Consider the following 25,277-nt stretch of genomic DNA (forward strand, 5'->3'; position numbering starts at 1 on the left):
GGCGCCTCGCCGAGGCGACGACGGGCTCTCTCAGCCGACGGATTCGAGCAGCCGGGCCGTGTACACCCTCCCCGCGTACTCCACGAGCCTGATCAGCACCTCCTTCCCGGAGTCGCGGTCGCGGGCGTCACAAAGGACCACGGGCGTACCTGGGTCCAGGTCGAGGGCACGGGAGACGTCCTGGGTCCCGTACGCGCGAGCGCCCGGGAAGCAGTTGACGGCCACGACGAAGGGGATCCGGCGGTGCTCGAAGTAGTCCACCGCGGGGAAACAGTCCTCGAGCCGTCGGGTGTCGGCCAGGACGACGGCGCCGAGAGCGCCCGTCGACAGTTCGTCCCACAGAAACCAGAACCGGTCCTGGCCGGGTGTTCCGAAGAGGTAGAGCGAGAGTCCTGAACGGATGGTGATGCGTCCGAAGTCCATGGCCACGGTGGTGGTGATCTTCTGGGCCACGCCGTCGGTCGCGTCTACGGAACGACCGGCCTCGCTCAGCAGTTCCTCGGTGCGCAGCGGCCGGATCTCACTGACCGCGCCCACCAGGGTCGTCTTCCCGACGCCGAACCCGCCGGCGACCAGTATCTTCAGCGCCATGGCGGTCGGGTCGCCACCCGTGGCGTCGGAGTTCTCGGAGACCATGGATCACTTCTCTCGGGATCGCCGGCGACGGCCGGCATCGATGCGTCTGATCGGGCGAGCGAAGCCAGCATCATGACAACTACGGCTCGACCGGGCGGGGTTGGACCGCAGATTGCCTCTTGCGATCGGAACGCGCCCGTTCCGTGCCCAGGAGTGCACGCGATTGGCCGTGACGCCGATCGAATTGTGGTTCGCCTAGAGCGCCCTCAGCCCCTCGATCACCTCGCGGAGGATGCGCTCGTCGGGCAGGTACGCGGGCTGTACCGGGCGGTTGACGGTGACACAGCGGCGTTCCAGGAGGTCGCCCAGGAGCACCCTGACCACGCCCAGCGGAAGTCCGGTGCCGGCGGCCAGTTCGGCGACGGACAGGGTCTCGGAACGGCACAGTTCGAGCATCGTCCGGTGCTCGGGGCCGAGCGAGGTGTCCTCGTCGGCTCCCGGCGCCGTCCTGTCGAGCGTGACCAGGGCGATCAGGTCGAAATGCGTCCCGGCCGGACCGGCGCTGGTGCGGCCGCCCGTCACGGCGTAGGGCCGGACGAGCGGGCCCGCCTCCTGGTCGTACCACTGGCTGCCCGGCCATGCCGGGATGTCCGGCGCGTCCTCGGTCATCTGCGCGGGCCGCCCTCGGTCATCCCGCCGCGGGCGGCTGTGCGCCTACCCGGGGCGGGGCGTGGAGATGCTCGCCGACACGCTTGACCAGGAGCGCCATCTCGTACGCCACGAGTCCGATGTCGGCCGTGACCGTGGTCAGGACGGCGAGGCACGAGCCGTCCCCCGCGGCGGCCACGAACAGGAAGCCCTCGTCCATCTCCACCATCGTCTGGCGCACCCCGCCCGCGCCGAAGTGGCGGCCGGCTCCCTTGGCCAGGCTGTGGAATCCGGAGGCGACGGCCGCGAGGTGTTCGGCGTCCTCGCGCCGCAGGGCGGTGGACGCGCCCACCGCCAGTCCGTCGTTCGACAGCACCACGGCATGCCGTACTTCGGTCACGCGCAGCACCATGTCGTCCAGCAGCCAGTCGAGCTCACCGGACCGCTGGGCACCGTCCCTGGTCGGGTCCTGGATCATGAGGGGTCTCCTTCGCTGCTGTCGGTGCCCGCTGCGGGGCCTGGAGTTGTGCCCACTCCGGGCGACCGGCCGCCGCCGCGTGCCCAGCCGGCCCGGTAGGCGGTCATGCGGGCCCGTACGACTTCGGGTGTGCGCTCGTCGTCCGACGGGGACACCGGAGGAACCTCCGACTCCTCGGAACGCTGTTCGCGCAGTTGGGGGGCGAGGTTCGCCTGGCGCACCCTGCGTGGAAGTCCGCCGGAACCTGCGGAGTCCTCCGAGGGAGGTTGCGGGCGGAGCAGCGCGATGTCCGAACGAGCTGTCTCCTTCGTGCCGTTCGCCGGGGGCGGGGTCCCCGCCGATCCGTTCGTCCGCTCCTCGGAAGCCCTCGGTCGCGGGGGAACCAGTGCGGGCCGCTCGGTGACCGCCTCGACCGCTTCGGGTTCCGGAGCGACCGGCACGCGCGCGTACTCCCTCTCGGGTGGTGGCCCGTCCGCGTCGGCCTCCAGGAGGGAACGTTCCGTCGGACCGTCCTGCAGCAATGCCGTGGGCAGCAGCACGACCGCGGTCGTGCCTCCGTAGGGAGAGGCCTGCAGGTGAACCTTGATGCCGTGCCGGGCCGAGAGCCGGCTGACCACGAAGAGGCCCAGCCGGTCGCTGTCGTACAGGTCGAGGGCTTCGGACCGCTCGATGCGGAGGTTGGCCTCGGCGATCCGGTCCTTGCCCATGCCCAGTCCCCGGTCCTCGATCTCGACCGCGTAGCCGTTCGCCACCGGTTCACCGGTGATCCGCACGCGGGTGTGCGGGGGCGAGAACTGGGCCGCGTTCTCGACGAGTTCCGCCAGCAGATGGGTGAGGTCGGCGATCGCCCCGCCGACGACGGCCGCCTCGGGGAGCTGCCGCACCTCCACGCGCGCGTAGTCCTCGACCTCGGAGACCGCCGCCCGGACCACGTTCGTGAGCGAGACGGGCCTTCGCCACGCCCGTCCGGGCGCGGCTCCGGACAGGATGATGAGGCTCTCCGCGTGACGCCGCATCCGCGTGGTGAGGTGGTCGAGGCGGAACAGATCGCTCAGCTCGTCCGGGTCCTCGGACCTGCGCTCCATGGCGTCCAGGAGGTTCAACTGGCGGTGCACGAGGACCTGGCTGCGCCGGGCCAGGTTGACGAACACCCCGGAGATGCCGTCGGCCAGCTCCGCGCGTTCGACGGCGGCCCGCAGAGCGGCCCGGTGCACGGTGTTCAGCGCCTGCGCGACCTGCCCGGTCTCATCCTCCGAGGGCCGTCCCGGCGGTGCCTCGTCGTCGACGTCCACCGGCTCGCCCGCGCGCAGCCTGCGCATGGCTTCGGGGAGCTTGCGGCGGGCGATGTCCAGGGCGCCGTCGCGCAGTCCCACGAGTTCGACCACGAGATCGCGTCCGATGCGTACGGAGATGATAAGCGAGGCGATGACCGCGACGAGGCCGAAGAGGACCGCGGCGCCGGCCGGGGTGAGCAGCGCGTGCCCGAGCGGGTCGGTCGCGTCGTCCGCGGCGACACGGCCCGCGTCGGCCTCGACCGTGCGCATGCCGTCGCCGACGCGCTCGTGAGCGATGCTCCAGGCGGCCTCCGGCGCTGCGTCGAGTGCCTTGGGCCCGGGGCGCGAGAGGAGCACCTTGTCCTCGACGGCGCGCACGTCGTCGTACGCGCTCCCCTCCACGAGATCGTTCCAGGCGGTCCGTTCGGGCCCGTCGAGGTCCGGCGTCGCGGCGTCCGTCAGGGTGCGGCGTGTGTCCACGGCACCCGTGAACAGTCGCAGCCGCTCGCCGTCCAGGGTTCCGGCGAGCCGGGCTGCGCCGAGCACGGCGTCCTCCTGGGCCAGCGCCTCCCCCGCCCGCGAGAACTCGAGGAGGACCCGGGCGTCGGTGCGCATGGCCGTTCCGGAGACGCCGGTGAGCGCGCCCTCGACGCCGAACGCCGTCGAAATGGTCCTGGTGTACTCCCCGTACGCCTCCTCCCATCCGGTGCGGCGCTCCCGTACACCGGTGCGCAGCGACTTCAGTCGCTCCACGTCGGCGACGAAGGCGGCGAGGCGCCCGGAGACTCCGTCGGGCAGGTCCGCTCCGTCGGCGACGGTGTTGTGGTCTCCCAGACGGAGCTTCGCCACGGCGCGGTCGGTGAGGCGTGAGAGGTCCTCGAAGTCGCCCGGCGACACGGCGGCTGGGGCGGTCGCGTAGCGGACGGCCTCCGCCCGTTCGGCCTGGAGCGCGGCGACCGCGGCGTCGACGGGGGCGCGGACCGTGGCGTCCACGCGCTGCGACTGCCGCAGCCGCGCGACGTCCTGCGCCGTGCTCACGGTGGCGTATGCCCACAGGGCGAGCAAGGAGACGATGGGCACCATCAGCAGGCTGACGATCTTGGCCCGGACGGTTCGGGGCCTGACGCCCCACCGTCCCGCGCGCGTGAGCGCTTCGGGCGAAGGTCCGGTGAGGAGGTCACCGATGTCCCCCTCGTCCGCCGGCGGGCCCGCGTGCGCGCGACGGCCGCGGCGCGGGGGCGATGACTGGGCGCCTGCTGTGGTGGTCCTGCGGGGTGTACGCATGGCCTCCTCGATCGGAGAGTGTCGGGGTGTGCCGTCCGGGCCGCGCGGCTGCGGCACCGCCGTCAGTGGGCGACGCCCTCGACCGGCCGCCGGGCCGTCGCGGACGCTTCGGCTCGGCCGGACATCGGGGACAGCGCGACGAAGGCCGCTGTCAGGAAGAGGTAGGAACCGAGGCCGACGGCGAGGGGGAAGATGAACTGCATCGCCGTGGCGCCCGACAACGCGTCGCTCGAGGGGCTGACCCGTACGTTCACGGCCATCATTCCGGTGTAGTGCATGCTGCTCACCGCGCCGCCCATGACGAGGGAGGCGATGGCGACGGCCACGGGTGACCTGATGGAGAGCGCGGCCCACAGGGCGGCGGTCGCCGCGATCACGCCGATCACGACGGAGAGCGCCACGAGCGCCGGGTCGTAGCGCACCTGGCCGTGCAGCCGCAGCGCCGCCATCCCCAGATAGTGCATGCTCGCGATGCCGAACCCGGCGGTGAGGCCGCCGACGACGAGTGCGCGGCGCCGGTCACGGCCGTAGGCGACGGCGAAGAGGCCCGCGCCGACGACGGTCATCGCGATCAGCAGGCTGAGGATCGTCAGAGGCACGTTGTAGCGGATCTCCGTGCCGGTGACGCCGAAGCCCAGCATCGCCACGAAGTGCATCGTCCAGATGCCCGTACCGAGCGCGGAGGCCGCCGTGAGCAGCCAGTTGCGGCGCGACCGGCCGGTGGCGTCGAGTCCGCGGACCGTGCAGCGCAGCCCCAGCGCGGACCCTGTGCAGGCCATCGCGTACGACAGTACGGGGGTCAGCCAGCCGAAGGCGGCGTGGTCCAGGTGTCCCATGGCCCCGGGACGCTAGTGCGCACAGGGGCGCACGACGGGGGCGCGTTTCGAAAGCTGATGCAAAGTGACGAAGAGCTGTGCCCGAGCGATCGCATGGGGCTCGAACGTGTGCAGCGCGCCGTCCTTCGTGTCGGTGAGAGATCATGCGGCACATGAGCGACGACCACACACACGTCCAGGAGTTCTTCGGTGCGCGGGCCGCCGACTGGGACAACCGCTTCCCCGACGACGGGCCCGCCTACGCGGACGCCGTGGCGCGCATGGGGCTCCGCGCGGGTGATCGCGTGCTCGACGCGGGCTGCGGCACGGGGCGCGCCCTGCCCCCGCTGCGAGCGGCCGTGGGCGGCACCGGCGTGGTCGTCGGGGCCGATCTGACTCCGGCCATGCTGGAGGCCGCCGTCCGGGCCGGACGGGACCGTGAGGGGCGGCTGCTGCTGGCCGACGTCACCGCGCTGCCGCTGCGTGACGAGTCGCTGGACGCGGTGTTCGCGGCCGGACTCGTGGCCCACCTGCCGAACCCGGCCGAGAATCTGATGGAGTTGGCCCGGGTGGTACGGCCTGGTGGCACACTCGCTCTCTTCCACCCGATCGGCAGGGCCGCGCTCGCGGCCCGACAGGGCCGTCGGATCACTCCCGACGACCTGCGCGCCGAGGACAACCTGGGCCCCCTGCTCGCCGGTTCGGGCTGGGACATGACCTCGTACGTGGACGAGGACACCCGCTTCCTCGCGCTGGCCGTACGCCGAGGATGACCTCCCGCTGAGGGTGAGCGCCGGCCTTGTCGCGGGAGGAACACACCAACCTGATCCGGTGATCGACCGTCAGGCCGAGCCGGCGACGGCCGCCGCGAACGCGTCGGGGTTGTCGAACATGATGTTGTGTCCGGCACCCGGCACGTTCACCACACGCACCCCTGCCGCTTCCAGGCCGTCGGCGCCCGGGAGTTCACCACTGAGCTCGCCCTGAAGGAACAGGCGCTCCATCGTCAGCTCTACGAGCATCTGACGCATCGTGGGGGTGGTGCCCCGGGCGAGTCCCGTCGCCGAGCGGTGCAGGGCTCGTGGATCGGCCAGGCGCATGGTCGCGGCCCAGAGGTCGCCGACCTTCTCGAGCACGCGCGCGTGACCACCGTTCTCGACGTACTCACCCTCCTCGTAGGAGGCGATCCCACTGCTGCCGGCGGTGACCGGAGGGCGCGGATCGAGGTTGGCCTCCACGAGGACGAGCCGCGAGACGAGCTCGGGACGCCGATGGGCGAGCACGACGGCAACCGAGCCGCCCATGCTGTGTGCGACGAGTTCCGCTCCGGTGACATGAGCGGCGTCCAGAGCTGCCGCCAGAGCCGCGGCGTGGTCCTCCAGTGTGTAGCCGAAGTCCGCGGGCCGGTCGCTGATGCCGTGGCCGGGCAGGTCGACGAACAGGGTGCGGCGACCCGCCAGTTCGGGCCGGGCCGCGATGTGGGCGTTGTACACCGTCGAGGCCGACCCCAGGCCGTGCACGTAGACGCGCGCGGGGCCCCCGCCCGCCGCCTCCGTCCAGCGGATCATGCTCCCCCTGCCGTCGAACTCCACCTGCCGCATCGCGCTCTCCCCTGTCGCCGTCCGGTCGTCTTCCACAGCCCGAAGAGCATACATCGGTTCCGATGTATGACTGAAGCGATGTACAGCGCCGATGCGACAGAATGGAGACATGCTGGAGCTGGCCATCCTCGGTTTTCTGTACGACGCCCCGTTGCACGGCTACGAGCTGCGCAAGCGCATCACCGCTCTGACGGGGCATGTGAAGCCGGTCGCGGAGAGCACGCTGTATCCCGCGATCAAGCGGCTGGAGAACGCGCAGCTCCTGGAACGGGCCACACAGCCCGGCTCGGTCGCCGCCCCTCGTCACGTCCTGACACTCACCGAGGAGGGCGGACGCGAACTGCGCCGCAGGCTCGCCGAACCGGCGCGACGGGACATCACCGACGAGAACCGCTGGTTCGCGGTGCTCGCCTTCCTCAGACACCTGCCGGACCCCAAGGCGCAGGCCGCCGTACTGCGCCGCAGACTGGCCTTCCTGGAGGAGCCCGCGAGCTTCTTCTACGACGGCGACCGGCCGCTCCGGGCGGAGGAGCTGGACGACCCCTTCCGGCGCGGCATCCTGACCATCGCGCGAGCGACCAGCCGGGCCGAGCTGGACTGGCTGCGGACCACCCTCGACTCGCTCGACACGGCGGGCCACTGACAAGAGATCCGGTTTCACCGGGCCGCCCCTCTTCTACCGCCGCAGCTCCATCTCTACGTTGGGTAGCGGCAACCACACGATCAGCGATCAGGCAGGGATGGTGACCGGATGACCGGCATATTCGGCAGGCTCCGCTCGATCGGGCGCGGGACCACGGCCGGGCGGCCCGAGAAGGGCGCGCGGGAGGTGGGCCGCAACGAGAGAAAGCGCACATACAACCTGTTCGAGGCGGCCGCCGTGTACGTGGCCGCGTGCGCGGAGGACGACCAGGAGCAGATCGACGAGGCAGCCGCCTGGGTGTCGCCTGAGGCCCTGTCGTTCGGGGTCAACGAGCTGGCCTGCCGGGCTGTTGTCGCTCTCGCACGTGAACGCGACGAGTCGCCCCAGGCGGTCGCCCGCACCCTGCTCGGACTGCCCGCCGCCTGACCGGGCGGGCCCACGAGGGCGTTTCGCCCCTGTCCAGCCGGATAGCAGCAGCTCCGCACGGGTTTCGGGACCGTGACAAGCGCCTCCCTGTCGCTTAGGGTGCGCCGACAGATGGAGCGATCGGGAGGCTGGAATGGCCGGGACGGACGAAGACGCCGTCGACACCGGGGACGACGACGCGCTGTATGTGCTGACGGCGGTACTGCTGACGCCGGCGAAGTTCCCCAGCGTGCTCGGTGACGACTACCCGGAGGCCTGCGCGACGCTCGACCTCGCGCCTCTCGCAGAGGGGTACGGGCTGGTGCTCGGCCAGGACGGGGAGGGCGCGCGCTGGACCGTCGTCATCGACGACGTCTCCCTGGTCGCCGTCGCCATCGCGTCCTGGGACTGCGGGATGGAACACGAGCTGTCGCCCGACGAGCGGACGGTCGTCGCCGCGCTGCCGGGCTGGCCTCTCGAGGTGGCGGTATCGGCCCCCGGGGTGCCGGCTCCGCACGATCCGTCGGCCGAACTCACGGAACGGCCTCCGCTGAGCCCGCCGGACACCACGGAATGGGGACCGGCCCAGCGACGCCTCGGCGCGGACGAGATCGCGCTCCAGTGGGCCATGTGGCGCGACCAGATCGACGACAGCGAGTTCGCACCGTCGGAGGGTGGCGATGGCACCCCTGGCGACGCCGAGGACGCTCAGGAGTCGCAGGACTCCCAGGGCGGCGACGAGAGCGAGGCCGAGGACGGGAAGAAGGTGAACCGCGCCGGGATCCGCCGCGTTCTCGCCGAGGCCCGCGCGTACGTGGACACACCGCCCCCGCTGGGCCGTGTCCGCTCATCCTTCGCCACCGGCGACGCCCGCACCCTGCGCGCCGACGGTCCCGGCTGGTCGCTGGTCGCCAGGACCGACGACATCGCGTTCGTCCTGCTCGACGAGGAACCCGGCGAGGTCCTGCCCATCGGTCGCGGACCGGAGCTGCCCGGCCTCCTGGAGGCCCTGGACAAGATGGCGGTCCGCCCGAGCTGAGCGACCGCGTCACGTGGAATTCCCGCGACGCGGCTCTCGGCCGGCCCCGCGTTCGTCACGTCGGTCCCGCCGCTCACCGTCCGCGGTGAGCGGCGGGACACCCGACAGGCGGATCCCCGACAGGCGGATCCCCGACGGACCGAACGCCGTCGGGCGGATCGCCACCGGGCGGTGACCGCTCAGCGGCCCAGCTCCTTGCGGCTGACACGGCGCAGCCTGCGCCGCTGCGAGGGGTCCAGCGCCAGATACGCGACAGCCGGAACCCCCAGCACGATCAGGAATGCGGCCCACCAAGGCAGCCAGATCAACAGAATCAGGCCGACCGCCACACCTCCTGCGGCGATCTTCGCGTTCTTCGACATGTGTCGCCTCCTCCGCGGCTGCTGCCGCTCTCTGTCCTGAGAACGGGTCCCCGCGTCCCACGGTTCCGGACCGCGACCCTGATACGTCCCTGACGCGCGCCCCCTACTCAACCCTGAGACCGCCCTCGCGTCGACCGATGGAGACCCGATGACTGTCCGACGCGCGGCGTTCACCCTCACGTCGCGAACCGTTCGGCGCCGGGGCCAACTCTGGCCGCTGTCAACGAACTTGTGACTCAGGAGGCCTGATGTCCGCGCATGTCGCCGGCAAGCAGCACATCCACCGATCCATCGCCCTGGGCGTGCCGCTCGCCGTGCTGGCCACCTTCGTGCTGGGCGGCACCTCGGACGCGGCGTCCGGACCGGCGCAGCCGCACGTGACGCGCACCGCGACCCTCGGGGACATCCCGCTCGGCTCGTTCAGCAACGCGCTGCTGCCCGGCACGGTGGACGACGACCGCGGTGTCGATCTCGGCGGCATCGGCAGCGACATCTACCCGACGGGGCGCAAGGGCGAGTTCTGGACGGTGACCGACCGGGGGCCCAACGGTCAGATCAAGGTGGACGGAACGAAGCGGCGGACCTTCCCGGTCCCGGGCTTCGACCCGGCGATCGTGAAGATCCGGGTGTCCGGCGACACCGTGAAGGTGATCGACTCGATCCCGATCACCACCTCGTCCGGGAAGCCGGTCACCGGCCTGTCCAACCAGGCGGGACGCGACGAGGCGCCGTACTCCTACAACGCCCAGACCCCCCTCTCGTACAACGCGAACGGCTTGGACACCGAGGGCGTCGTGCGGGCCAAGGACGGCTCGTTCTGGCTCGTGGACGAGTACAGCCCGTCGCTGGTGCACGTCTCCGCGCGTGGGAAGGTCCTCACGCGCTATGTCCCCAAGGGTCTCAAGCTGACCGGCGCGGACTACCCGGTCGTCGAGGCGCTGCCCTCCGTGCTGCTCCACCGCAAGACCAACCGCGGTCTCGAAGGGCTCGCCCTGCTCCCCGACGGTGATCTGGTGATGGCGCTGCAGAGCCCCCTCTCGCTGCCGAACGCGGCCGCGGGCGACGCGTCGCTCACCACCCGCCTGCTGCGCTTCTCTCCCAGGAAGCGGGCTGTGACCGCCGAGTACGCGTACCGCTTCGACGCCGTGAATGTGGTCGATCCGAGTGAGGACGACACGTCCGAGCTGAAGATCTCCTCCGTCGTGGCCGTCGGCGGCGACCGACTGCTCGTGGAGGAGCGCACCGACAAGGCGGCCCGTCTTCAGTCGGTGCGGCTCACACGGAGCGCGAACATCCTCGGCGGCCCGTACGACAGCGACACCACGTCGCCCTCGCTCGAGCAGTTGGACGACCCGGCGTCGGCGGGCGTTCCGGTGCTCGCCAAGCGTCTGGTCGTCGACCTGGGTACGGTCTCCGGGGTGCCCGGCAAGATCGAGGGCGTCGCGCGCGTGGATCACGACACCCTCGCCCTCATCAACGACAACGACTTCGGGATGACCGACGGGGCGGGCGCCTTCGACGCGCAGGGGCGGCTCGTGGACAGCGGCATCGAGACGACTGTCACCTACGTGCGACTGCCGCGCGGAGTCTGATCCCGGAAATCCCCTCAGCGCGGTACGCGCGCGTGCACGATGGACAGCGGCCACGCGCGCGTACCGCTCACTTCAGCGGCCTGGTGAGCCTGTGGGTGCCCTTGCCGACGTCCGCGGCCAGGCTGCACGCGACCTTGTCGATGCCGGTCGCGTAGCTCCCGGTGTCCGGGTACTGCACGAGTGTCTGGCTGACCGTGCCGGCCGTCTGGTTCGCCGCTTTTCGCTGCAGCGGCGCCTCGCACAGCGCGGAGGCGGCCTTCTTGAGGGCCGCCTCCGTCGTGTAGGTGCCGTTGAGCTCGGTGACCGTCACGACCTCGGCGTCGTGCGGCTGGGTGCACTTCCGCTTGGCGGCCTGTCCGGGCAGGGCGTCGTCCGTGTCGAAACAATCGCCCTTCCGGAGCAGGTAGTAGGGCACGTCGTCGTCCGCGAGGGACGGGAAGAGGGATCGCAGATCGCTGGGCACCAGCCCGGTGGGCAGATCCGAGGGAAGCGACGGCAGGACACTGGGCAGGCTCGATGGGAGCGACGGGAATCCGGACGGGAGGCCAAGGGAGGGACTCGGCGTCCGCCCGGTGCTCGCGGTGTTCCCGCTGGGGGACTTCCCGTCTCCGCCCCCGCCGCCCATGGCCGCCACCGCCACGGCCACGATGACGCCGACTCCGACGATCACCGCGATGACGAGGAGCAGCCTGTTGCGACGGCGTCCTCCGCGGTGGCCGCCGGGCCCGGGCGGAGGTCCCGGTGGAGGGCCGGGCGGCGGAGGAGGCGGCCAACCACCGCCGCTGTGCCCGGGAGGAAAGCCGCCGCCCTGATCCGGCGAACCGTAGTCTCCGGAAGGAGGGCCGTCGCCTCCCGGAGGCGGGCCGAAGCCGTCCGGTGGAGGACCGTAACCGCCGGACGGGGGCGGGCCGTAGCCACCGGACGAGGGTGGACCGTAGCCACCGGAGGGCGGGCCATAGCCACCGGAGGACGGCGGACCATAGCCGCCGGAAGGAGGAGGCCCGTAGCCGCCAGAGGAGTCCGGAGGGCCGTAGCCACCCGTCGGCGGTGAGCCGTAAGCCCCGGATGACGAAGGCCCGTAGCCCCCCGGGCGCGGGCTTTGGGCATCGTCCCCGGGAGGGCGGGGGTCTCCCTGCGAACGCGGAGACCGAGGCGGTTCGGGCGGCATGGCCATACCGCCAAGAGTCGCCTCGAATCCGGTCATCGCGCGACCCCTGTGCGGAAGTTGATACGGACTCATGCCATGGATCGCATGATTCCGGGAATTTCCGCACGAAGATCAGGCACTGCGGTGGACGGACCCGCCCGGGGACGGACCCGCCATGCGGGCGGGTCCGTTCCCTCAGAGCGCTCCGGTCAGCCGCGTACGCCCAGGAGGTGGTCCATCGCGAGCTGGTCGAGCTGCTCGAAGGCCATGCCACGCGCGGCCGCGGCCTCGACGTCGAAGTCCTCGAAGGCGGCACGGTCGGCGAGCAGACCCGCGAGGCCGTCCTCGGCCGTGGGCTGAGCGAGCTCGTGCAGACGCGAGGCACGCAGAGCCGCCTGGACCTCGGGGTCGCCCCGGAACGCGGCGGCGCGCTCGCGCAGGATCAGGTAGTTGCGCATGCAGCCCTCGGCGGACGCCCAGACGCCGTCGAAGTCCTCGGTCCGCGGCGGCTTGAAGTCGAAGTGCTTCGGACCCGCGTAACCGGCGCTCTCCAGGAGGTCGACCAGCCAGAAGGCGGACCGCAGGTCGCCCGCGCCGAAGCGCAGGTCCTGGTCGTACTTGATGCCCGACTGGCCGTTGAGGTCGATGTGGAAGAGCTTGCCCGCCCACAGCGCCTGCGCGATGCCGTGCGGGAAGTTGAGTCCGGCCATCTGCTCATGGCCGACCTCGGGGTTGACGCCGTACATCTCCGGACGCTCCAGGCGCTCGATGAAGGCGAGGGCGTGGCCGACCGTGGGGAGCAGGATGTCGCCGCGGGGCTCGTTCGGCTTGGGCTCGATCGCGAACTTCAGGTCGTAGCCCTGCGAGAGCACGTACTCGCCGAGGAGGTCGAAGGCCTCCTTCATGCGGTCGAGGGCGACGCGTACGTCCTTGGCGGCGCCGGACTCGGCTCCCTCGCGGCCGCCCCAGGCGACGTACGTCTCGGCGCCGAGCTCGACCGCCAGGTCGATGTTGCGGACGGTCTTGCGCAGCGCGTAGCGGCGCACGTCACGGTCGTTCGAGGTGAACGCGCCGTCCTTGAAGACGGGGTGCGTGAACAGGTTGGTGGTGGCCATCGGCACCTTGAGGCCGGTGGCGTCCAGGGTCTGCCTGAACCGCTTGATGTGCGACTCGCGCTCAATGTCCGAGGACCCGAAGGGGATCAGGTCGTCGTCGTGGAAGGTCACTCCGTAGGCACCGAGCTCGGCCAGGCGCTGTACGGACTCGACGGGGTCCAAGGCGCGCCGGGTGGCGTCGCCGAACGGGTCCCTTCCCTGCCAGCCGACGGTCCACAGGCCGAAGGTGAACCTGTCCTCGGGGGTGGGCTGGTAGTTCATGCCGCGGCTCCTTGCTAGCTCCGACTATTTCGTCATGGCGGTTTACAAATTAGTATGCGGACGCACCTCTGGGAAGAGACGAAGTAGGAAACCTGGTCACATCGGTCCGGGAACGAACCGCGGGATCCGGGCCGTGGCGGTCCGGACACGCCTGTGACCAGCACAAATCCCGTGACCAGCACGATCCCGCGGAGCCGCGGAAGAGGGAGAGTCCGATGTCAGCAGCCGAGGGTCCGCTCGTCATCGGGGTGGACTCGTCCACCCAGTCCACCAAGGCGCTGGTCGTCGACGCGTCGACCGGACAGGTGGTGGCGAGCGGCCAGGCGCCGCACACCGTCTCCACCGGAGAGGGCCGCGAGAGCGACCCCCGCCAGTGGTGGGACGCGCTCTGCGAAGCGCTGCGCCAGTGCGGTGACGCCGCGCACGAGGCCGCCGCCGTGTCGATCGGCGGACAGCAGCACGGGCTCGTGACGCTCGACGCCCACGGCGAGCCCGTACGGCCCGCACTGCTGTGGAACGACGTGCGCTCGGCGCCGCAGGCCCGTCGGCTGGTCGAGGAACTCGGCGGCCCCAAGGCCTGGGCCGAGCGGACCGGCAGCGTGCCGGCGGCGTCCTTCACGGCCACGAAGTGGGCCTGGCTGGCCGAGCACGAGCCCGAGGCCGTCCGGGCGACGGCGGCGGTCCGGCTGCCCCACGACTACCTGACCGAACGGCTCACCGGGCAGGGCACCACCGATCGCGGCGACGCCTCGGGCACCGGATGGTGGGCTTCCGGGAGCGAGGCGTACGACGAGGAGGTCCTGGCGCACATCGGCCTCGACCCCGCCCTGCTCCCCCGCGTCGCCCGGCCGGGCGAGGTGGCCGGGACCGTGCACGCCAATGGTGAGCTGCCGTTCTCCAAGGGCACCCTGGTCGCGGCCGGGACGGGCGACAACGCGGCGGCCGCGCTCGGCCTCGGGCTGCGCCCCGGCACGCCGGTGGTCAGCCTGGGCACCTCGGGAACCGTGTACGCCGTCTCGACGCACCGCCCGGCCGACCCGACCGGCACGGTGGCCGGGTTCGCGGACGCGCGGGGCGACTGGCTGCCGCTGGCCTGCACGCTGAACTGCACGCTCGCCGTCGACCGGTTCGCCGCGCTGCTCGGACTCGACCGGGAGGCGGTCGAGCCCGGCTCCTCGGTGACGTTCCTCCCGTATCTGGACGGCGAGCGCACACCGAACCTGCCGCACGCCTCGGGCCTGCTGCACGGGCTCAGGCACGACACGACGGGCGGACAGCTCCTCCAGGCCGCCTACGACGGCGCCGTGCACTCCCTGCTGGGCGCCCTCGACCTGGTACTGGACGAGGACGCCGATCGTTCAGCGCCGTTGCTCCTGATCGGCGGCGGGGCGCGGGGCAAGGCCTGGCAGCAGACCGTGCGCCGGCTCTCGGGCCGGCCCGTGCAGGTGCCCGAGGCCAGGGAACTGGTCGCGCTCGGCGCCGCCGCCCAGGCGGCCGGCCTGCTCACGGGCGAGGACCCGGCGGCGGTGGCGCGGCGCTGGGACACCGCCCGCGGACCGGTGTTCGAGGCCATCGACCGGGACGAGGAGACGCTCGCGCGGATCACCGGGGTACTCTCCGACGCGGCCCCGCTGCTCGAACGGGAGCCGAACAGGAACTGACGACGATCAGGCGTGCCGCCCCGGCGCGGCCGGCTCTCGGCGTGGCATCCCTCCCGCGTGAGCGGTACCGGCCGGGGCCGCCCGGTCGCCCCGCTCGACGCGGGACCGCTGGACGGGCACCCGCACCGAGACAGGCCGACGGGACGGCCGGACGAGGACTGACGGAAGCATGACCGCACCGCTGCACGAGGCCCATCCGACCGGTCCCGGCCGGCGACTGCCCGACACCCAGCAGGGCATGCGCCGCCGCAACCTCGCCCGGGTGATGCACACCGTCGGCGACGAGGGACCGCTGTCGCGTGCCGCCGTCGCCTCCCACATCGGTCTGACCCGGGCGGCCGTCTCCACCCTGGTGGACGAGCTGATCCGCACGGGGCTGCTCGAGGAACTGGGGCCCGAGCGTCCCGGCCGAGTGGGACGTCCGGGTTCGGCACTCGCGGTCAGCGGAAACGGCCCCGCCGGGATCGGCGCCGAGGTGGGCGTCGACCATCTCGCGGTGTGCGCGGTCGATCTCCGCGGCACCGTGCGGGCCCGTGCCGTTCGGCACGGCACGAATCGCGGCCGGGCGGCCGGTCCCGTGATCCAGGAACTGACGGCACTGATACGTCAGGTCGTCGCCGAGGCCGACCGGGAAGGGCTGTGGCCGGCCGGCCTCGCCGTCGCCGTCCCCGGACTCGTGGCCCGTGACGCCCGGACCGTGGTCCGGGCGCCGAACCTCGACTGGCACGACACGGACCTCGGTGAGCTGCTGCCCGCCGAGTGGCCCTTGACCGTGGGCAACGAGGCGAACTTCGGCGCGCTCGCGGAGCTCTGGCTCGGCGAGGCGACCCCGCGTGACTTCCTCCACGTGTCCGCGGAGATCGGCATCGGTGCCGCGGTGCTCGTGGACGGGCAGCTCTTGCGCGGGACCCGTGGTTTCGCGGGCGAGTTGGGGCACGTTCCGGTGCGCCCGGAGGGGCCGGAGTGCCCGTGCGGCGGTCGCGGATGCCTCGAACAGTACGCGGGCGAGGAGGCCGTGCTGCGGGCCGCCGGTCTCGAACCGGGTGAGGACCGGGTCGGGCTGCTGTCCCGGCGCGCCGCCGACGGCGATCCGGACGTACGTCGTGCCCTGCGCGACGCCGGCACCGCGCTCGGCATCGCCCTGACCGGGGCGGTCAACCTCCTTGACCCGGAGACGGTCGTGCTCGGCGGGGCCCTCGCCGGGCTGGCGCCCTGGCTGCTCCCCGCACTGGAGGACGAGCTGGCGCGGCGCACGGCGGGTCCCGCCTGCCCGGTGTCCGTCTCCCGCCTGGGGTCCGAGGGGCCGCTGCTCGGTGCGGCGCATTCGGTGGTGCGCGCGGTGCTCGACGATCCGGCGGCGGTGGCGGGGCGGTCGTAGAGGGCCGGTTGCGGGATGCGGTGGAGAGGGAACCTCACCGGGGCGTTTGGGCCGCACGGGCTTGTCGTGGGCGGAACCCCTCCCGAACGTCGAGCACGACGGGCCGACGGGCCGACGGGCCGACGGGCGAGGTGAACGCGGCCGGCTCGGCCGAGGAGCTTCCCCCTTGTGGGTGATCGCGTTGTCCACATTCGGCGGTCCGTCCACGGACTCGCGCCAGGCCCTTCCTGCCCAACCGGCAAGCGCCGTACCGTAATTCACGCGAGGCGCAGCCGTCATGCCGAGGGCTGTGTTCCGGTCGGATCGGGGGATTCTGATGTCGGAGGAGGCGGTTCCGGGTCTGCGGCGTGAGGCGATCGGCCTGCGCGAGGTCCTGTTCCAGAGCATCACCGCGATGGCACCGGCCGCGGCGGTCGCCGCGTCCATCCCGTCGGGAGCCGCGTTCGCGGGCGGCAGTCTGCCGCTGTCCGTTCTCATCGCCCTGGTGGCCTGTCTGTTCACCGCGTCGTGCGTGGCCGAGCTGGCACGCGAGATGCCCGCCGCGGGATCGGTGGCCACCTACACGGCGCGAGGGTTACACCCGTCCCTCGGATTCCTCGTGGGCTGGGGGTACGTGTTCGTCGAGGCCCTGGTGCCGCCCCTGCTCCTTCTGCAGCTCGGGTTCACCACGGCCGGCACGCTGCACCAGGAATGGTCCTCGTATCCCGGCGACCTCTGGTGGCCCTGGTCGCTAGCGGGGGCGGCGGTCATCGCCGTCGCCGGCTATCTGGGAGTGCGCGCCTCGGCCCGCTTCGGAACCGTCCTCGGCGTCTTCGAGGTGCTGGTCTTCCTCGTCTTCGCGGTGTGGCTGATCGCCAAGGCCGGCGGCGACAACACCCTGTCGGTGTTCGGGACGTCCCACACCGCCAAGGGCTACGACGGGATAAGCGGCGTGTTCGCGGGGTCGGTGTACACGGTGCTCGCCTTCGCCGGGTTCGAGGCGGCGGCCCCGCTCGCGGAGGAGACCAAGGACCCGCGCCGCACGATGCACCGGGCCGTCCTCGGCGCGGCGCTGGCCATCGGTCTCGTCTACGTCCTGACGACGTACGCCATGTCGGTGTACTTCGGCCCCGACCGGTTCGCGGGATTCGGGGCCTCCGGCTCCGCCTCGTGGGAAGGGGTGGCTCGCGCCTCGTTCGGGCTGTTCTGGGTGCTCGTGTTCCTCGCGGTGGTCAACTCGACGATCGCCAACGCCAACGCGTGCGCCACCGTCTCCACGCGGACGGCCTTCGCGCTGGCCCGGATCCGCGTCTTTCCCGCGCTCTTCGCGCGCGTGCACCCTCGGCATCGCTCGCCCGTGGCCGGCGTGGCCGTGCAGTGTGTCGTGAGCGTGGCGGTCATGCTGGGTCTCGGCCTCGCGTACGACCCGGTGACCGCGTTCCTGCTTCTCGCGACCGTGATCGTCACCGTGGTGATCGGCGTGTACATCGTGGTCAATCTCGCCTGCGCGAGCTACTTCCTGCGCCGCAGACGCGAGTTGCTCAAACCGGTGCGGCACGTCGTGTTCCCGCTTCTCGGCATCATCGCCTTCGTTCCCGCCCTGCTGACGGCCGCCGGTCTGCCGGTCTTCGACTTCGTGACCGAGCTGACCCCACCCGTGTCGTACGCCGGACCGGTCGTGGGTGTCTGGATGTCGGCCGGTGTCGTGATATTGATCTTCCTGCTGCGCCGCCACCCCGGGCGCATAGCCGAGACCGCCCGTGTCCACCTCGACGAGACCTCGACCACCGCCCCTTCGCAGAGCGGAGTTGTGCAGTCATGAGCGACCCCCGGATCCTGACCGTGCGCCCCACGCCGGACGAGTTCGCCTGGACGTTCGGCGGAGCGCCCCCGGTGGCACGCATCGCGCCGGGCACGGTGCTCGATCTCTACACCGAGGACTGCTTCGCCGGACGGGTGCGCTCCGAGAAGGACTTGGTCTCCGAGGTGTGCGAGTTCCCGTTCCTCAACCCGCAGACCGGTCCCTTCCATGTCGAGGGGGCGGAGCCGGGTGACACGGTCGCGGTCCACTTCGTGTCGATCGAGCCGGCCCGTGACTGGGCGGCGTCCACGACCGTGCCCCTGTTCGGCGCCCTGACCTCCACGCACACCACCGCCTCGCTTCAGCCACCGCTGCCGGAGACCGTGTGGATCTGGCAGCTCGACCGGGAACGGCGGACCGCACTGTTCAGTGCGCGGGACAGTGACATCCAGGTCGAACTGCCGATGGATCCGATGCACGGCACCGTGGGCGTGGCGCCCGCGAACCTGGAGGTGCGCTCCGCCCTGGTGCCCGACGCCCACGGCGGGAACATGGACACGCCGGAGATGCGCGCCGGGGTGACCTGCTACCTCGGGGTGAACGTCGAAGGCGCCCTGCTCAGCCTCGGCGACGGGCACGCTCGCCAGGGTGAGGGCGAGACCTGCGGCGTCGCGGTCGAATGCGCGATGAACACGGTGGTGATCGTCGAGCTGCTCAAGGGAGTCGCCACCCCCTGGCCGCGTATCGAGTCCGACACCCACATCATCTCGACCGGCTCGGCCCGCCCGCTGGAGGACGCCTTCCGGATATCCCAGCTCGACCTCGTGCAGTGGCTGGTGCGCGACTACGGGTTCAGCGAGCTGGACGCGTACCAGTTCGCGACGCAGACGGTCGAGTCTCCCCTCGCGAACGTATGCGACACCAACTACACGTGCGTCGCCAAGCTGCGCAAGGAATGGCTGCCCGCGCGGGAGACCCATCGAGGACTGCACGCCCGACTGCGGGAGACGGCCGCGGCACTCCGGCACTGATGCGCGTGCTCCACGCGCGACATCGACAGAGCCGGCACTCCGCTCCTTCCGGCAGCCCCGTCGACCAGCCCGGCTCCGGCCTGCCTGACCGCGGCCCCACCCCACCCCCCACCGACGAAAGGCCAACTCTCCATGGAACGAGCACGGCCGTTCCCCAGCCGGCGGCGGCTGCTCAAGGGCGCGGCCCTCGCGGCCCTTCCCTACGCGCTGCTCCCCGACGTCAAGGCGACGGCGCAGCCGGCGGCGGCCGTCGACTATCCGGACGCCGAGTGGAACCCGGCCACGAGCTCCAACTACACGGCTTCCGACCGCCCCTACAGCTACGACGTCGACTACGTGATCATCCACGTCACCCAGGCCACGTACACCACGACCCTGTCGATCTTCCAGAACCCGCAGAAGAAGGTGTCGGCCCATTACCTGGTTCGCTCGGCCGACGGCCACATCGCCCAGTGCGTGAGAGAGCGGGACGTCGCCTGGCACGCGGGCAACTGGGACTACAACACCAGAAGCATCGGTATCGAGCACGAGGGCTGGGTGGACCGGCCCGCCTACTTCACCGACGCGCTCTACGAGGAGTCGGCCAAGCTCACCGCCACGATCTGCGACCAGTACGGGATCCCCAAGGACCGCGCCCACATCCTCGGTCACTACGAGGTTCCGGGCACCGATCACACGGATCCCGGGCCGAACTGGGACTGGACGCGGTACATCCGGCTCGTCAACTTCGCCTGACCAGGGACGGTCTCGCGGCGCATCGGGCGGGACCGAGTGAGCATGCCGCGGGACACCGAGCGGAAGGAGAGCGTCACACGGGTTGTCCAAGCCCGCACCGGGAGTGACGATGGGACCCAGTCGCATCGCCTTCCTGGAGGCCGAGTTGACCGATCCTTGGGTGGCCCTGGAACCGGGCGCCGATCCCGCCGAGCGGGTTCGGCTGATGCGTCGCGCGTACGAGTCGTTCACCGAGGCGGGCACGGTGCCGCGGCCGGTGCGTGCCGTGGTCGCCGATTCGTGGCGGCGTTCGGCGCGGGCGGGCGTCGCTCCGGAGGGCACCGCGAGGGTGGAACTCACGGACGGAGAGCTCGGTTCGTACCGGGCGGAGCATCCGCTCGCGCGGGTGATGCCGTTGTTCCGGGAGCTCATGGGGACGTTCGCCGCGGACGGGGAGCATCTGCTGGCGGTGTGCGACGCGCAGGGCCGGCTTCTATGGGTCGAAGGCCATCCCGGGACGCGGCGGCAGGCCGGGCGGATGAACTTCGTACCGGGCGCGCGATGGTCGGAGGCCGCGGTCGGGACGAACGCGCCGGGTACGGCGGTCGCCGTCGACCGTCCGGTACAGGTGTTCGCGGCCGAACACTTCATCCGGCGGGTGCAGCCCTGGACCTGCGCGGCGGCACCCGTGCACGATCCCCGCACCGGGCGGGTGCTCGGCGCGGTGGACATCACCGGCGGGGACGGGCTCGCGCATCCGCACAGCCTCGGCTTCGTACAGGCGGTGGCACGGGCGGCCGAGGCCCATCTGGCGCTGCTCGCACCGCCGCAGGCCCTGGCCGACTCCCTCGAACTGACCGCGCTGGGGCGCGACGAGGCCCAACTCGTCGCGGACGGACGCAAGATCAGGCTCAGCCGCAGGCACAGCGAGATCCTCGTGCTGCTGGCCCTGCATCCGGAGGGGCTGACGGGCGACGAGTTGCAGTGCGCGCTGTACGAGGACGAGTCGGTGACTCCGGTGACCCTGCGGGCCGAGTTGGCGCGGCTGCGCAGGATCCTCGGTCCCGGACTGCTGAGTTCTCGGCCCTACCGGCTCACCAGGCCGGTCGAGTCCGATGTGGCGGTGGTGGAGCGGCGGCTCGGCAGCGGCGCGGTGACGGCTGCCGCGGCGGTCTACGCTGGGCCACTGCTGCCGGGTTCGACGGCGCCGGCGGTGACGCGGCTGCGGCGGCGGCTCGCCGACGGGCTGCGTACGGCGATCATCGCCCGGCGTGATCCCGACCTGCTGGCCGACTGGGCCCGTGCGCCCTGGGGCGAGGACGATCTCGACGTCTGGCGGGCGTTGGCGGCGCTGCGCCCGGGTCCGGCCGTCCACGCCCGCGTGGCGGAGCTGGAGTCCGAACAGGCGGCGCCGGCCGGCTGGGCGTACGCCGCACGCGACGGCCGGACGCGCCCGCGGTCGCACTGAATCCGGGTCCGGCTTCCGGGTCCGGGTTCAGGTCCAGCTCTTGACCCTGAACCTGACCGCCCCTGACCCCTGGCCCCTGACCCCTGACCCCTGACCCCTGACCCCTGACCCCCGCAACGTCGTTGCAACGTCCCGGTTTCTAGCCTCGCGGCGAGAGCTGCCCAACGGCGGGCGGCGCTTCTCCGGGAGGCAACCAGCATGACCCGTTACGCGGCGCCCGGCACCGAGGGCGCGATCGTCTCCTACCAGGCGCGTTACGACCACTTCATCGGCGGGGAGTACGTCGCGCCGGCTCGCGGGCAGTACTTCGAGAACCCGAGCCCGTTGAACGGGCAGCCGTTCACCGAGGTCGCGCGAGGTACCGCGGAGGACGTGGAACGCGCACTGGACGCGGCACACGCGGCGGCACCTGCCTGGGGGCGCACCTCCGTGACCGCGCGCGCCGACGTCCTGCTCAAGATCGCCGACCGGATGGAGGCGAACCTGGAGAAGCTGGCGGTCGCCGAGACCTGGGAGAACGGCAAGCCGGTCCGCGAGACGCTGGCGGCCGACATCCCGCTCGCGATCGACCACTTCCGCTATTTCGCGGGGGCCATCCGGGCTCAGGAGGGCGCGCTCAGCGAGGTCGACGACGACACCGTCGCGTACCACTTCCACGAGCCGCTGGGCGTGGTCGCGCAGATCATCCCGTGGAACTTCCCCATCCTGATGGCGGTGTGGAAGCTGGCCCCGGCACTCGCGGCGGGCAACGCGGTGGTCATCAAGCCGGCCGAGCAGACACCGGCGTCCATCCACTACCTGATGAGCCTGATCTCGGACCTGATCCCGCCGGGTGTGGTGAACATCGTCAACGGCTTCGGCGTGGAGGCGGGCAAGCCGCTGGCCTCCAGCGCGCGGGTGGCGAAGGTCGCGTTCACGGGTGAGACCACCACGGGGCGGCTGATCATGCAGTACGCCTCGGAGAACATCAAGCCGGTGACGCTGGAGCTGGGCGGCAAGTCGCCGAACATCTTCTTCGACGACGTGTGGGCGCAGAACGACGACTTCCGCGACAAGGCGCTCGAGGGCTTCACGATGTTCGCGCTCAACCAGGGCGAGGTGTGCACCTGCCCCTCGCGCGCTCTCGTCCAGCGCGGCCACTACCGCGAGTTCATGGAGGCGGCGGTCGCCCGCACCGAGCTCATCAAGCCCGGCAACCCGCTCGACACCGACACGATGATCGGCGCCCAGGCGTCCAACGACCAGTTGGAGAAGATCCTCTCCTACCTGGACATCGGCCGGCAGGAGGGCGCCAAGGTACTCACCGGTGGTGAACGCATCGAGCACGACGGCGAGTTGAAGGGCGGGTACTACGTCCAGCCGACGATCTTCGAGGGTGACAACCGGATGCGGATCTTCCAGGAGGAGATCTTCGGCCCGGTCGTCTCGGTGACGTCGTTCGACGACTTCGACGACGCCATCAAGATCGCGAACGACACGCTGTACGGGCTCGGCGCCGGTGTGTGGACGCGGGACATCAACACCGCCTACCGCGCGGGCCGTTCCATCCAGGCCGGCCGTGTCTGGACGAACTGCTATCACGCGTATCCGGCACACGCCGCGTTCGGCGGATACAAGCAGTCCGGCATCGGCCGCGAGAACCACAAGATGATGCTGGAGCACTACCAGCAGACCAAGAACCTGCTGGTGTCCTACTCGCCGAAGAAGCTGGGCTTCTTCTAGAGCCCAAAGCCGGGTGCCCGGAGGCCTCGTCGGCCTCCGGGCACCCGGCGACGCCCGTGAACGCCCCCTCCGGCCTGCCGAGGACAACCAGATACAGTGCGCGGGATGGCAGCCTGGTCAGAGAGGGGCAGCGTGACCGACACCAGCGACACCCGACCCGCCGACGGTGCGGCGCAAGCGCCGCGGCAGAGCCGACTGCACCGTCTGATGCGCTACATCCCGCTGATCGCCCCCGTCCTGTTGTGGGCCGTGCCCTGCTGGGTGCTCCTGTACACCGGCCAGCACTGGCCGCTGCCCGTCACCCTGGTCGGCACCGGCCTGTTCGTCCTCGGTCTCGTCGGTATGCCGCTCGCGATGGTGCGCGGCCACGGCCGGCGTCAGCAGGACCGGTTGGCGATCGTCGGTGACACGCTGCTGGGCACGAGCTGGGTCCTGTTCACCTGGTCCGTCCTGCTCGGCATCCTGCTGCGGCTCGCGCTGACCGTGGCCGGCGTCGGTGAGAGCCAGGACCGGGCCCGCGTCGTCACGTGGGCCGTGCTCGGCGTCGCCGCCGTACTGCTCGCCTGGGGATACACCGAGGCCCGCCGCGTGCCCCGGGTGCGCCGCCTCGACGTACAACTCCCGCGGCTGGGAGCGGGTTTGGACGGCACGCGCGTCGTCCTCATCACCGACACCCACTACGGCCCGCTCGATCGTGCCGACTGGTCGGCGCGGGTGTGCGAGACGGTGAACACGCTGGAAGCCGACCTGGTCTGCCACACCGGTGACATCGCGGACGGCACGGCCGAACGCCGCCGCGCCCAGGCCGTCCCGCTCGGAACCGTGCGGGCCTCCCGGGCCCGTGTCTACGTGACCGGGAACCACGAGTACTACAGCGAGGCACAGGGCTGGGTCGACCTGATGGACGAGCTGGGCTGGGAGCCGCTGCGCAACCGCCATCTCCTGCTCGAACGCGGCGGCGACACCCTCGTGGTCGCCGGCGTGGACGACGTCACGGCCGAATCCTCGGGCCTGGAAGGCCACCGCGCCCACCTGGACGGGGCTCTGACCGGCGCCGACCCCGACCTGCCCGTCCTGCTCCTGGCGCACCAGCCCAAGTTCGTCGACCGGGCGGCGGCGGCCGGTGTCGACCTCCAGCTCTCCGGCCACACCCACGGCGGCCAGATCTGGCCCTTCCACCACCTGGTCCGCATCGACCAGCCCACCGTCGCCGGCCTGAGCCACCACGGCGCCCGCACCTTCCTCTACACCAGCCGCGGCACCGGCTTCTGGGGTCCGCCGTTCCGTGTCTTCGCCCCCAGCGAGATCACCCTGCTCGTGCTCCGCTCCCCGCAGCCGTCCGCCGCACCGCGGTAGCACGCTCCCTCTACGCGTCGGGCGTCTCCCGGATCACCGCGAAGAGCGCGCGGTCCGTGGGAAGGCCTTCGGCGTCGAAGGCGCGGTGTCGGCCGAGGTGTTCGATCCGCCCACCAGAACAGGTCTTCAGCAGATACTCCGTGAGCCACACGTCAGGCGTCGGCACCATGGGAGGCAACCCGAACGACGCGGGCATCTCGTCCTCGCCGCTGTCGAAGAACATCACCTTGCCGGTCCGATTCCAGAGTCCTCGCAGCAGATCGGTAGCGGCCTCGAGGCCCAGTTCCCGCACCATGTGATGCCAGACGGAAAGCAGGAGGGTGCAGTCGGTCGCCGGCACCAGGGCGAGAGTGCCGGGGCCGAGCTCGAGGTCCATCACCGCCACGTTGTTCAGCCGGTTCCGCCGCACGGCTGTCATCGCGGTGCGAACGCACTTCGGATCCGACTCCAGCGCGACGGAAGGTATTCCTCGCTGCGCGAGCTTGATGGGGAAATAGCCGACGTTCGCGCCGACATCGAGCGCGCTCTTCACTCTCAGCCGATCGACGATCGGCTCCATCGCCGTCCATCGCGAGCCGGTACCGACAGCTCGCTTCGCCTTGCGCACGGGTACGCCCGGGACCGGTTGGTAGATGCCCGCCGGCAGTGCGTCGAGCTTGAGACGGAGCAGATCAATCGCGTCGTCGAGTTTGCGACGTGCTCCACGCATCAGCTCATTCGAGGGAAAACGCTGTTGGAGGCGCATCATGCGCGGAGAAGCCTGAGTTCCGTCCGAATGGTCCACGGATACCTCTATCAAGGGCGATACCAGGTCACCCCTATTGCCACTCCTAAGAAATGGAACAGGAGCAATGACGCAATAGCACATTTTTATCGCCTCAATCGTAACTTTTACCTCACTGTTCTGCAATTCGACAACACCCGGAA

General features: G+C 71.1%; 23 protein-coding genes. 13 read left to right on the forward strand and 10 right to left on the reverse strand.

The annotated features are described in order from the left end of the window. Positions 1-30: 30 nt before the first annotated feature. From ACFRIC_RS18700 to ACFRIC_RS18720, 5 genes are all read right to left on the reverse strand, one after another. Positions 31-636, reverse strand: a complete 606-nt coding sequence (locus ACFRIC_RS18700) for an ATP/GTP-binding protein (RefSeq protein ID WP_382786876.1) — start codon at positions 634-636, stop codon at positions 31-33. 195 nt (positions 637-831) lie between these two features. Then, entirely contained in the window at positions 832-1,245 is a 414-nt protein-coding gene (locus tag ACFRIC_RS18705; RefSeq protein WP_382786879.1) for a DUF742 domain-containing protein, read from the reverse strand. Between the two features lie 19 nt (positions 1,246-1,264). Next, positions 1,265-1,702 (reverse strand): roadblock/LC7 domain-containing protein, encoded by a 438-nt coding sequence (locus ACFRIC_RS18710; protein ID WP_382786882.1) that lies wholly within the window; start codon positions 1,700-1,702, stop codon positions 1,265-1,267. Next, positions 1,699-4,260 carry a nitrate- and nitrite sensing domain-containing protein gene (locus ACFRIC_RS18715; RefSeq protein WP_382786885.1) on the reverse strand — a complete coding sequence of 854 codons (2,562 nt, stop codon included), beginning with the start codon at positions 4,258-4,260 and terminating at the stop codon, positions 1,699-1,701. The genes ACFRIC_RS18710 and ACFRIC_RS18715 overlap by 4 nt, the downstream gene beginning before the upstream one ends. 62 nt (positions 4,261-4,322) lie before the next feature. Beyond that, positions 4,323-5,096, reverse strand: a complete 774-nt coding sequence (locus ACFRIC_RS18720; protein ID WP_382786889.1) for an MHYT domain-containing protein — start codon at positions 5,094-5,096, stop codon at positions 4,323-4,325. Positions 5,097-5,248: 152 nt separating this feature from the next. Here ACFRIC_RS18720 and ACFRIC_RS18725 point away from each other — a divergent pair, with 152 nt between their 5' ends. Next, on the forward strand, positions 5,249-5,848 hold the full coding sequence (locus ACFRIC_RS18725) for a class I SAM-dependent methyltransferase (protein ID WP_382786892.1): 600 nt from the start codon (positions 5,249-5,251) through the stop codon (positions 5,846-5,848). Between the two features lie 69 nt (positions 5,849-5,917). On the opposite strand, the gene ACFRIC_RS18730 is transcribed toward ACFRIC_RS18725, so the two are convergent. Beyond that, positions 5,918-6,676, reverse strand: a complete 759-nt coding sequence (locus tag ACFRIC_RS18730) for an alpha/beta fold hydrolase (RefSeq protein WP_382786895.1) — start codon at positions 6,674-6,676, stop codon at positions 5,918-5,920. Between the two features lie 109 nt (positions 6,677-6,785). Here ACFRIC_RS18730 and ACFRIC_RS18735 point away from each other — a divergent pair, with 109 nt between their 5' ends. The 3 genes from ACFRIC_RS18735 (at position 6,786) to ACFRIC_RS18745 (ending at position 8,763) form a co-directional block, all read left to right on the forward strand. Continuing rightward, entirely contained in the window at positions 6,786-7,319 is a 534-nt protein-coding gene (locus ACFRIC_RS18735; protein ID WP_382786898.1) for a PadR family transcriptional regulator, read from the forward strand. A gap of 108 nt (positions 7,320-7,427) precedes the next feature. Beyond that, a complete protein-coding gene (locus ACFRIC_RS18740) occupies positions 7,428-7,745 on the forward strand; it encodes a hypothetical protein (protein ID WP_382786901.1) in 318 nt (105 codons plus the stop codon). A 133-nt stretch (positions 7,746-7,878) separates the two neighbouring features. Beyond that, on the forward strand, positions 7,879-8,763 hold the full coding sequence (locus ACFRIC_RS18745; protein ID WP_382786904.1) for a hypothetical protein: 885 nt from the start codon (positions 7,879-7,881) through the stop codon (positions 8,761-8,763). Between the two features lie 179 nt (positions 8,764-8,942). Here the strand turns inward: ACFRIC_RS18745 and ACFRIC_RS18750 are convergent, their stop codons facing one another. Beyond that, positions 8,943-9,125 (reverse strand): hypothetical protein, encoded by a 183-nt coding sequence (locus ACFRIC_RS18750; RefSeq protein WP_382786907.1) that lies wholly within the window; start codon positions 9,123-9,125, stop codon positions 8,943-8,945. 248 nt (positions 9,126-9,373) lie between these two features. Here ACFRIC_RS18750 and ACFRIC_RS18755 point away from each other — a divergent pair, with 248 nt between their 5' ends. Further along, complete coding sequence (locus tag ACFRIC_RS18755) at positions 9,374-10,717, forward strand: esterase-like activity of phytase family protein (RefSeq protein WP_382786909.1); 1,344 nt, start codon at positions 9,374-9,376, stop codon at positions 10,715-10,717. A 67-nt stretch (positions 10,718-10,784) separates the two neighbouring features. On the opposite strand, the gene ACFRIC_RS18760 is transcribed toward ACFRIC_RS18755, so the two are convergent. Together ACFRIC_RS18760 and xylA are read right to left on the reverse strand one after the other, a co-directional pair. After that, on the reverse strand, positions 10,785-11,387 hold the full coding sequence (locus ACFRIC_RS18760) for a hypothetical protein (protein ID WP_382786912.1): 603 nt from the start codon (positions 11,385-11,387) through the stop codon (positions 10,785-10,787). A gap of 686 nt (positions 11,388-12,073) precedes the next feature. After that, the gene (xylA, locus tag ACFRIC_RS18765; RefSeq protein WP_382786914.1) at positions 12,074-13,240 is read right to left on the reverse strand and encodes a xylose isomerase; all 1,167 of its coding nucleotides are present in this window, start codon (positions 13,238-13,240) and stop codon (positions 12,074-12,076) included. Positions 13,241-13,455: 215 nt separating this feature from the next. Here xylA and xylB point away from each other — a divergent pair, with 215 nt between their 5' ends. From xylB to ACFRIC_RS18805, 8 genes are all read left to right on the forward strand, one after another. Then, complete coding sequence (gene xylB, locus ACFRIC_RS18770; RefSeq protein ID WP_382786917.1) at positions 13,456-14,901, forward strand: xylulokinase; 1,446 nt, start codon at positions 13,456-13,458, stop codon at positions 14,899-14,901. A 169-nt stretch (positions 14,902-15,070) separates the two neighbouring features. Then, the gene (locus ACFRIC_RS18775) at positions 15,071-16,279 is read left to right on the forward strand and encodes an ROK family protein (RefSeq protein ID WP_382786920.1); all 1,209 of its coding nucleotides are present in this window, start codon (positions 15,071-15,073) and stop codon (positions 16,277-16,279) included. A 316-nt stretch (positions 16,280-16,595) separates the two neighbouring features. Next, entirely contained in the window at positions 16,596-18,080 is a 1,485-nt protein-coding gene (locus ACFRIC_RS18780; RefSeq protein ID WP_382786923.1) for an APC family permease, read from the forward strand. Next, the gene (locus tag ACFRIC_RS18785; RefSeq protein ID WP_369479760.1) at positions 18,077-19,090 is read left to right on the forward strand and encodes an acetamidase/formamidase family protein; all 1,014 of its coding nucleotides are present in this window, start codon (positions 18,077-18,079) and stop codon (positions 19,088-19,090) included. Before ACFRIC_RS18780 ends, ACFRIC_RS18785 begins: the two co-directional genes overlap by 4 nt. A 132-nt stretch (positions 19,091-19,222) precedes the next feature. Beyond that, positions 19,223-19,825, forward strand: a complete 603-nt coding sequence (locus ACFRIC_RS18790; protein ID WP_382786927.1) for an N-acetylmuramoyl-L-alanine amidase — start codon at positions 19,223-19,225, stop codon at positions 19,823-19,825. A gap of 109 nt (positions 19,826-19,934) precedes the next feature. Continuing rightward, positions 19,935-21,272, forward strand: a complete 1,338-nt coding sequence (locus tag ACFRIC_RS18795; protein ID WP_382786931.1) for a GAF domain-containing protein — start codon at positions 19,935-19,937, stop codon at positions 21,270-21,272. Positions 21,273-21,470: 198 nt separating this feature from the next. Further along, complete coding sequence (locus ACFRIC_RS18800; protein WP_382786934.1) at positions 21,471-22,994, forward strand: aldehyde dehydrogenase family protein; 1,524 nt, start codon at positions 21,471-21,473, stop codon at positions 22,992-22,994. A 132-nt stretch (positions 22,995-23,126) separates the two neighbouring features. Beyond that, entirely contained in the window at positions 23,127-24,350 is a 1,224-nt protein-coding gene (locus tag ACFRIC_RS18805; protein ID WP_382787243.1) for a metallophosphoesterase, read from the forward strand. A gap of 10 nt (positions 24,351-24,360) precedes the next feature. Here the strand turns inward: ACFRIC_RS18805 and ACFRIC_RS18810 are convergent, their stop codons facing one another. Further along, positions 24,361-25,134 carry a hypothetical protein gene (locus tag ACFRIC_RS18810; protein ID WP_382786938.1) on the reverse strand — a complete coding sequence of 258 codons (774 nt, stop codon included), beginning with the start codon at positions 25,132-25,134 and terminating at the stop codon, positions 24,361-24,363. Positions 25,135-25,277: the final 143 nt, after the last annotated feature.

This window comes from Streptomyces sp. NPDC056738 (assembly GCF_042790435.1).
Taxonomy (GTDB): domain Bacteria; phylum Actinomycetota; class Actinomycetes; order Streptomycetales; family Streptomycetaceae; genus Streptomyces.

What these genes read in the sequence shown, in the direction of transcription:
- ACFRIC_RS18700 (WP_382786876.1), bottom strand. Translation starts at nt 636, where the DNA reads ATGGTCTCCGAGAACTCCGACGCCACGGGTGGCGACCCGACCGCCATG.
- ACFRIC_RS18705 (WP_382786879.1), bottom strand. Translation starts at nt 1,245, where the DNA reads ATGACCGAGGACGCGCCGGACATCCCGGCATGGCCGGGCAGCCAGTGG.
- ACFRIC_RS18710 (WP_382786882.1), bottom strand. Translation starts at nt 1,702, where the DNA reads ATGATCCAGGACCCGACCAGGGACGGTGCCCAGCGGTCCGGTGAGCTC.
- ACFRIC_RS18715 (WP_382786885.1), bottom strand. Translation starts at nt 4,260, where the DNA reads ATGCGTACACCCCGCAGGACCACCACAGCAGGCGCCCAGTCATCGCCC.
- ACFRIC_RS18720 (WP_382786889.1), bottom strand. Translation starts at nt 5,096, where the DNA reads ATGGGACACCTGGACCACGCCGCCTTCGGCTGGCTGACCCCCGTACTG.
- ACFRIC_RS18725 (WP_382786892.1), top strand. Translation starts at nt 5,249, where the DNA reads ATGAGCGACGACCACACACACGTCCAGGAGTTCTTCGGTGCGCGGGCC.
- ACFRIC_RS18730 (WP_382786895.1), bottom strand. Translation starts at nt 6,676, where the DNA reads ATGCGGCAGGTGGAGTTCGACGGCAGGGGGAGCATGATCCGCTGGACG.
- ACFRIC_RS18735 (WP_382786898.1), top strand. Translation starts at nt 6,786, where the DNA reads ATGCTGGAGCTGGCCATCCTCGGTTTTCTGTACGACGCCCCGTTGCAC.
- ACFRIC_RS18740 (WP_382786901.1), top strand. Translation starts at nt 7,428, where the DNA reads ATGACCGGCATATTCGGCAGGCTCCGCTCGATCGGGCGCGGGACCACG.
- ACFRIC_RS18745 (WP_382786904.1), top strand. Translation starts at nt 7,879, where the DNA reads ATGGCCGGGACGGACGAAGACGCCGTCGACACCGGGGACGACGACGCG.
- ACFRIC_RS18750 (WP_382786907.1), bottom strand. Translation starts at nt 9,125, where the DNA reads ATGTCGAAGAACGCGAAGATCGCCGCAGGAGGTGTGGCGGTCGGCCTG.
- ACFRIC_RS18755 (WP_382786909.1), top strand. Translation starts at nt 9,374, where the DNA reads ATGTCCGCGCATGTCGCCGGCAAGCAGCACATCCACCGATCCATCGCC.
- xylA (WP_382786914.1), bottom strand. Translation starts at nt 13,240, where the DNA reads ATGAACTACCAGCCCACCCCCGAGGACAGGTTCACCTTCGGCCTGTGG.
- xylB (WP_382786917.1), top strand. Translation starts at nt 13,456, where the DNA reads ATGTCAGCAGCCGAGGGTCCGCTCGTCATCGGGGTGGACTCGTCCACC.
- ACFRIC_RS18775 (WP_382786920.1), top strand. Translation starts at nt 15,071, where the DNA reads ATGACCGCACCGCTGCACGAGGCCCATCCGACCGGTCCCGGCCGGCGA.
- ACFRIC_RS18780 (WP_382786923.1), top strand. Translation starts at nt 16,596, where the DNA reads ATGTCGGAGGAGGCGGTTCCGGGTCTGCGGCGTGAGGCGATCGGCCTG.
- ACFRIC_RS18785 (WP_369479760.1), top strand. Translation starts at nt 18,077, where the DNA reads ATGAGCGACCCCCGGATCCTGACCGTGCGCCCCACGCCGGACGAGTTC.
- ACFRIC_RS18790 (WP_382786927.1), top strand. Translation starts at nt 19,223, where the DNA reads ATGGAACGAGCACGGCCGTTCCCCAGCCGGCGGCGGCTGCTCAAGGGC.
- ACFRIC_RS18795 (WP_382786931.1), top strand. Translation starts at nt 19,935, where the DNA reads ATGGGACCCAGTCGCATCGCCTTCCTGGAGGCCGAGTTGACCGATCCT.
- ACFRIC_RS18800 (WP_382786934.1), top strand. Translation starts at nt 21,471, where the DNA reads ATGACCCGTTACGCGGCGCCCGGCACCGAGGGCGCGATCGTCTCCTAC.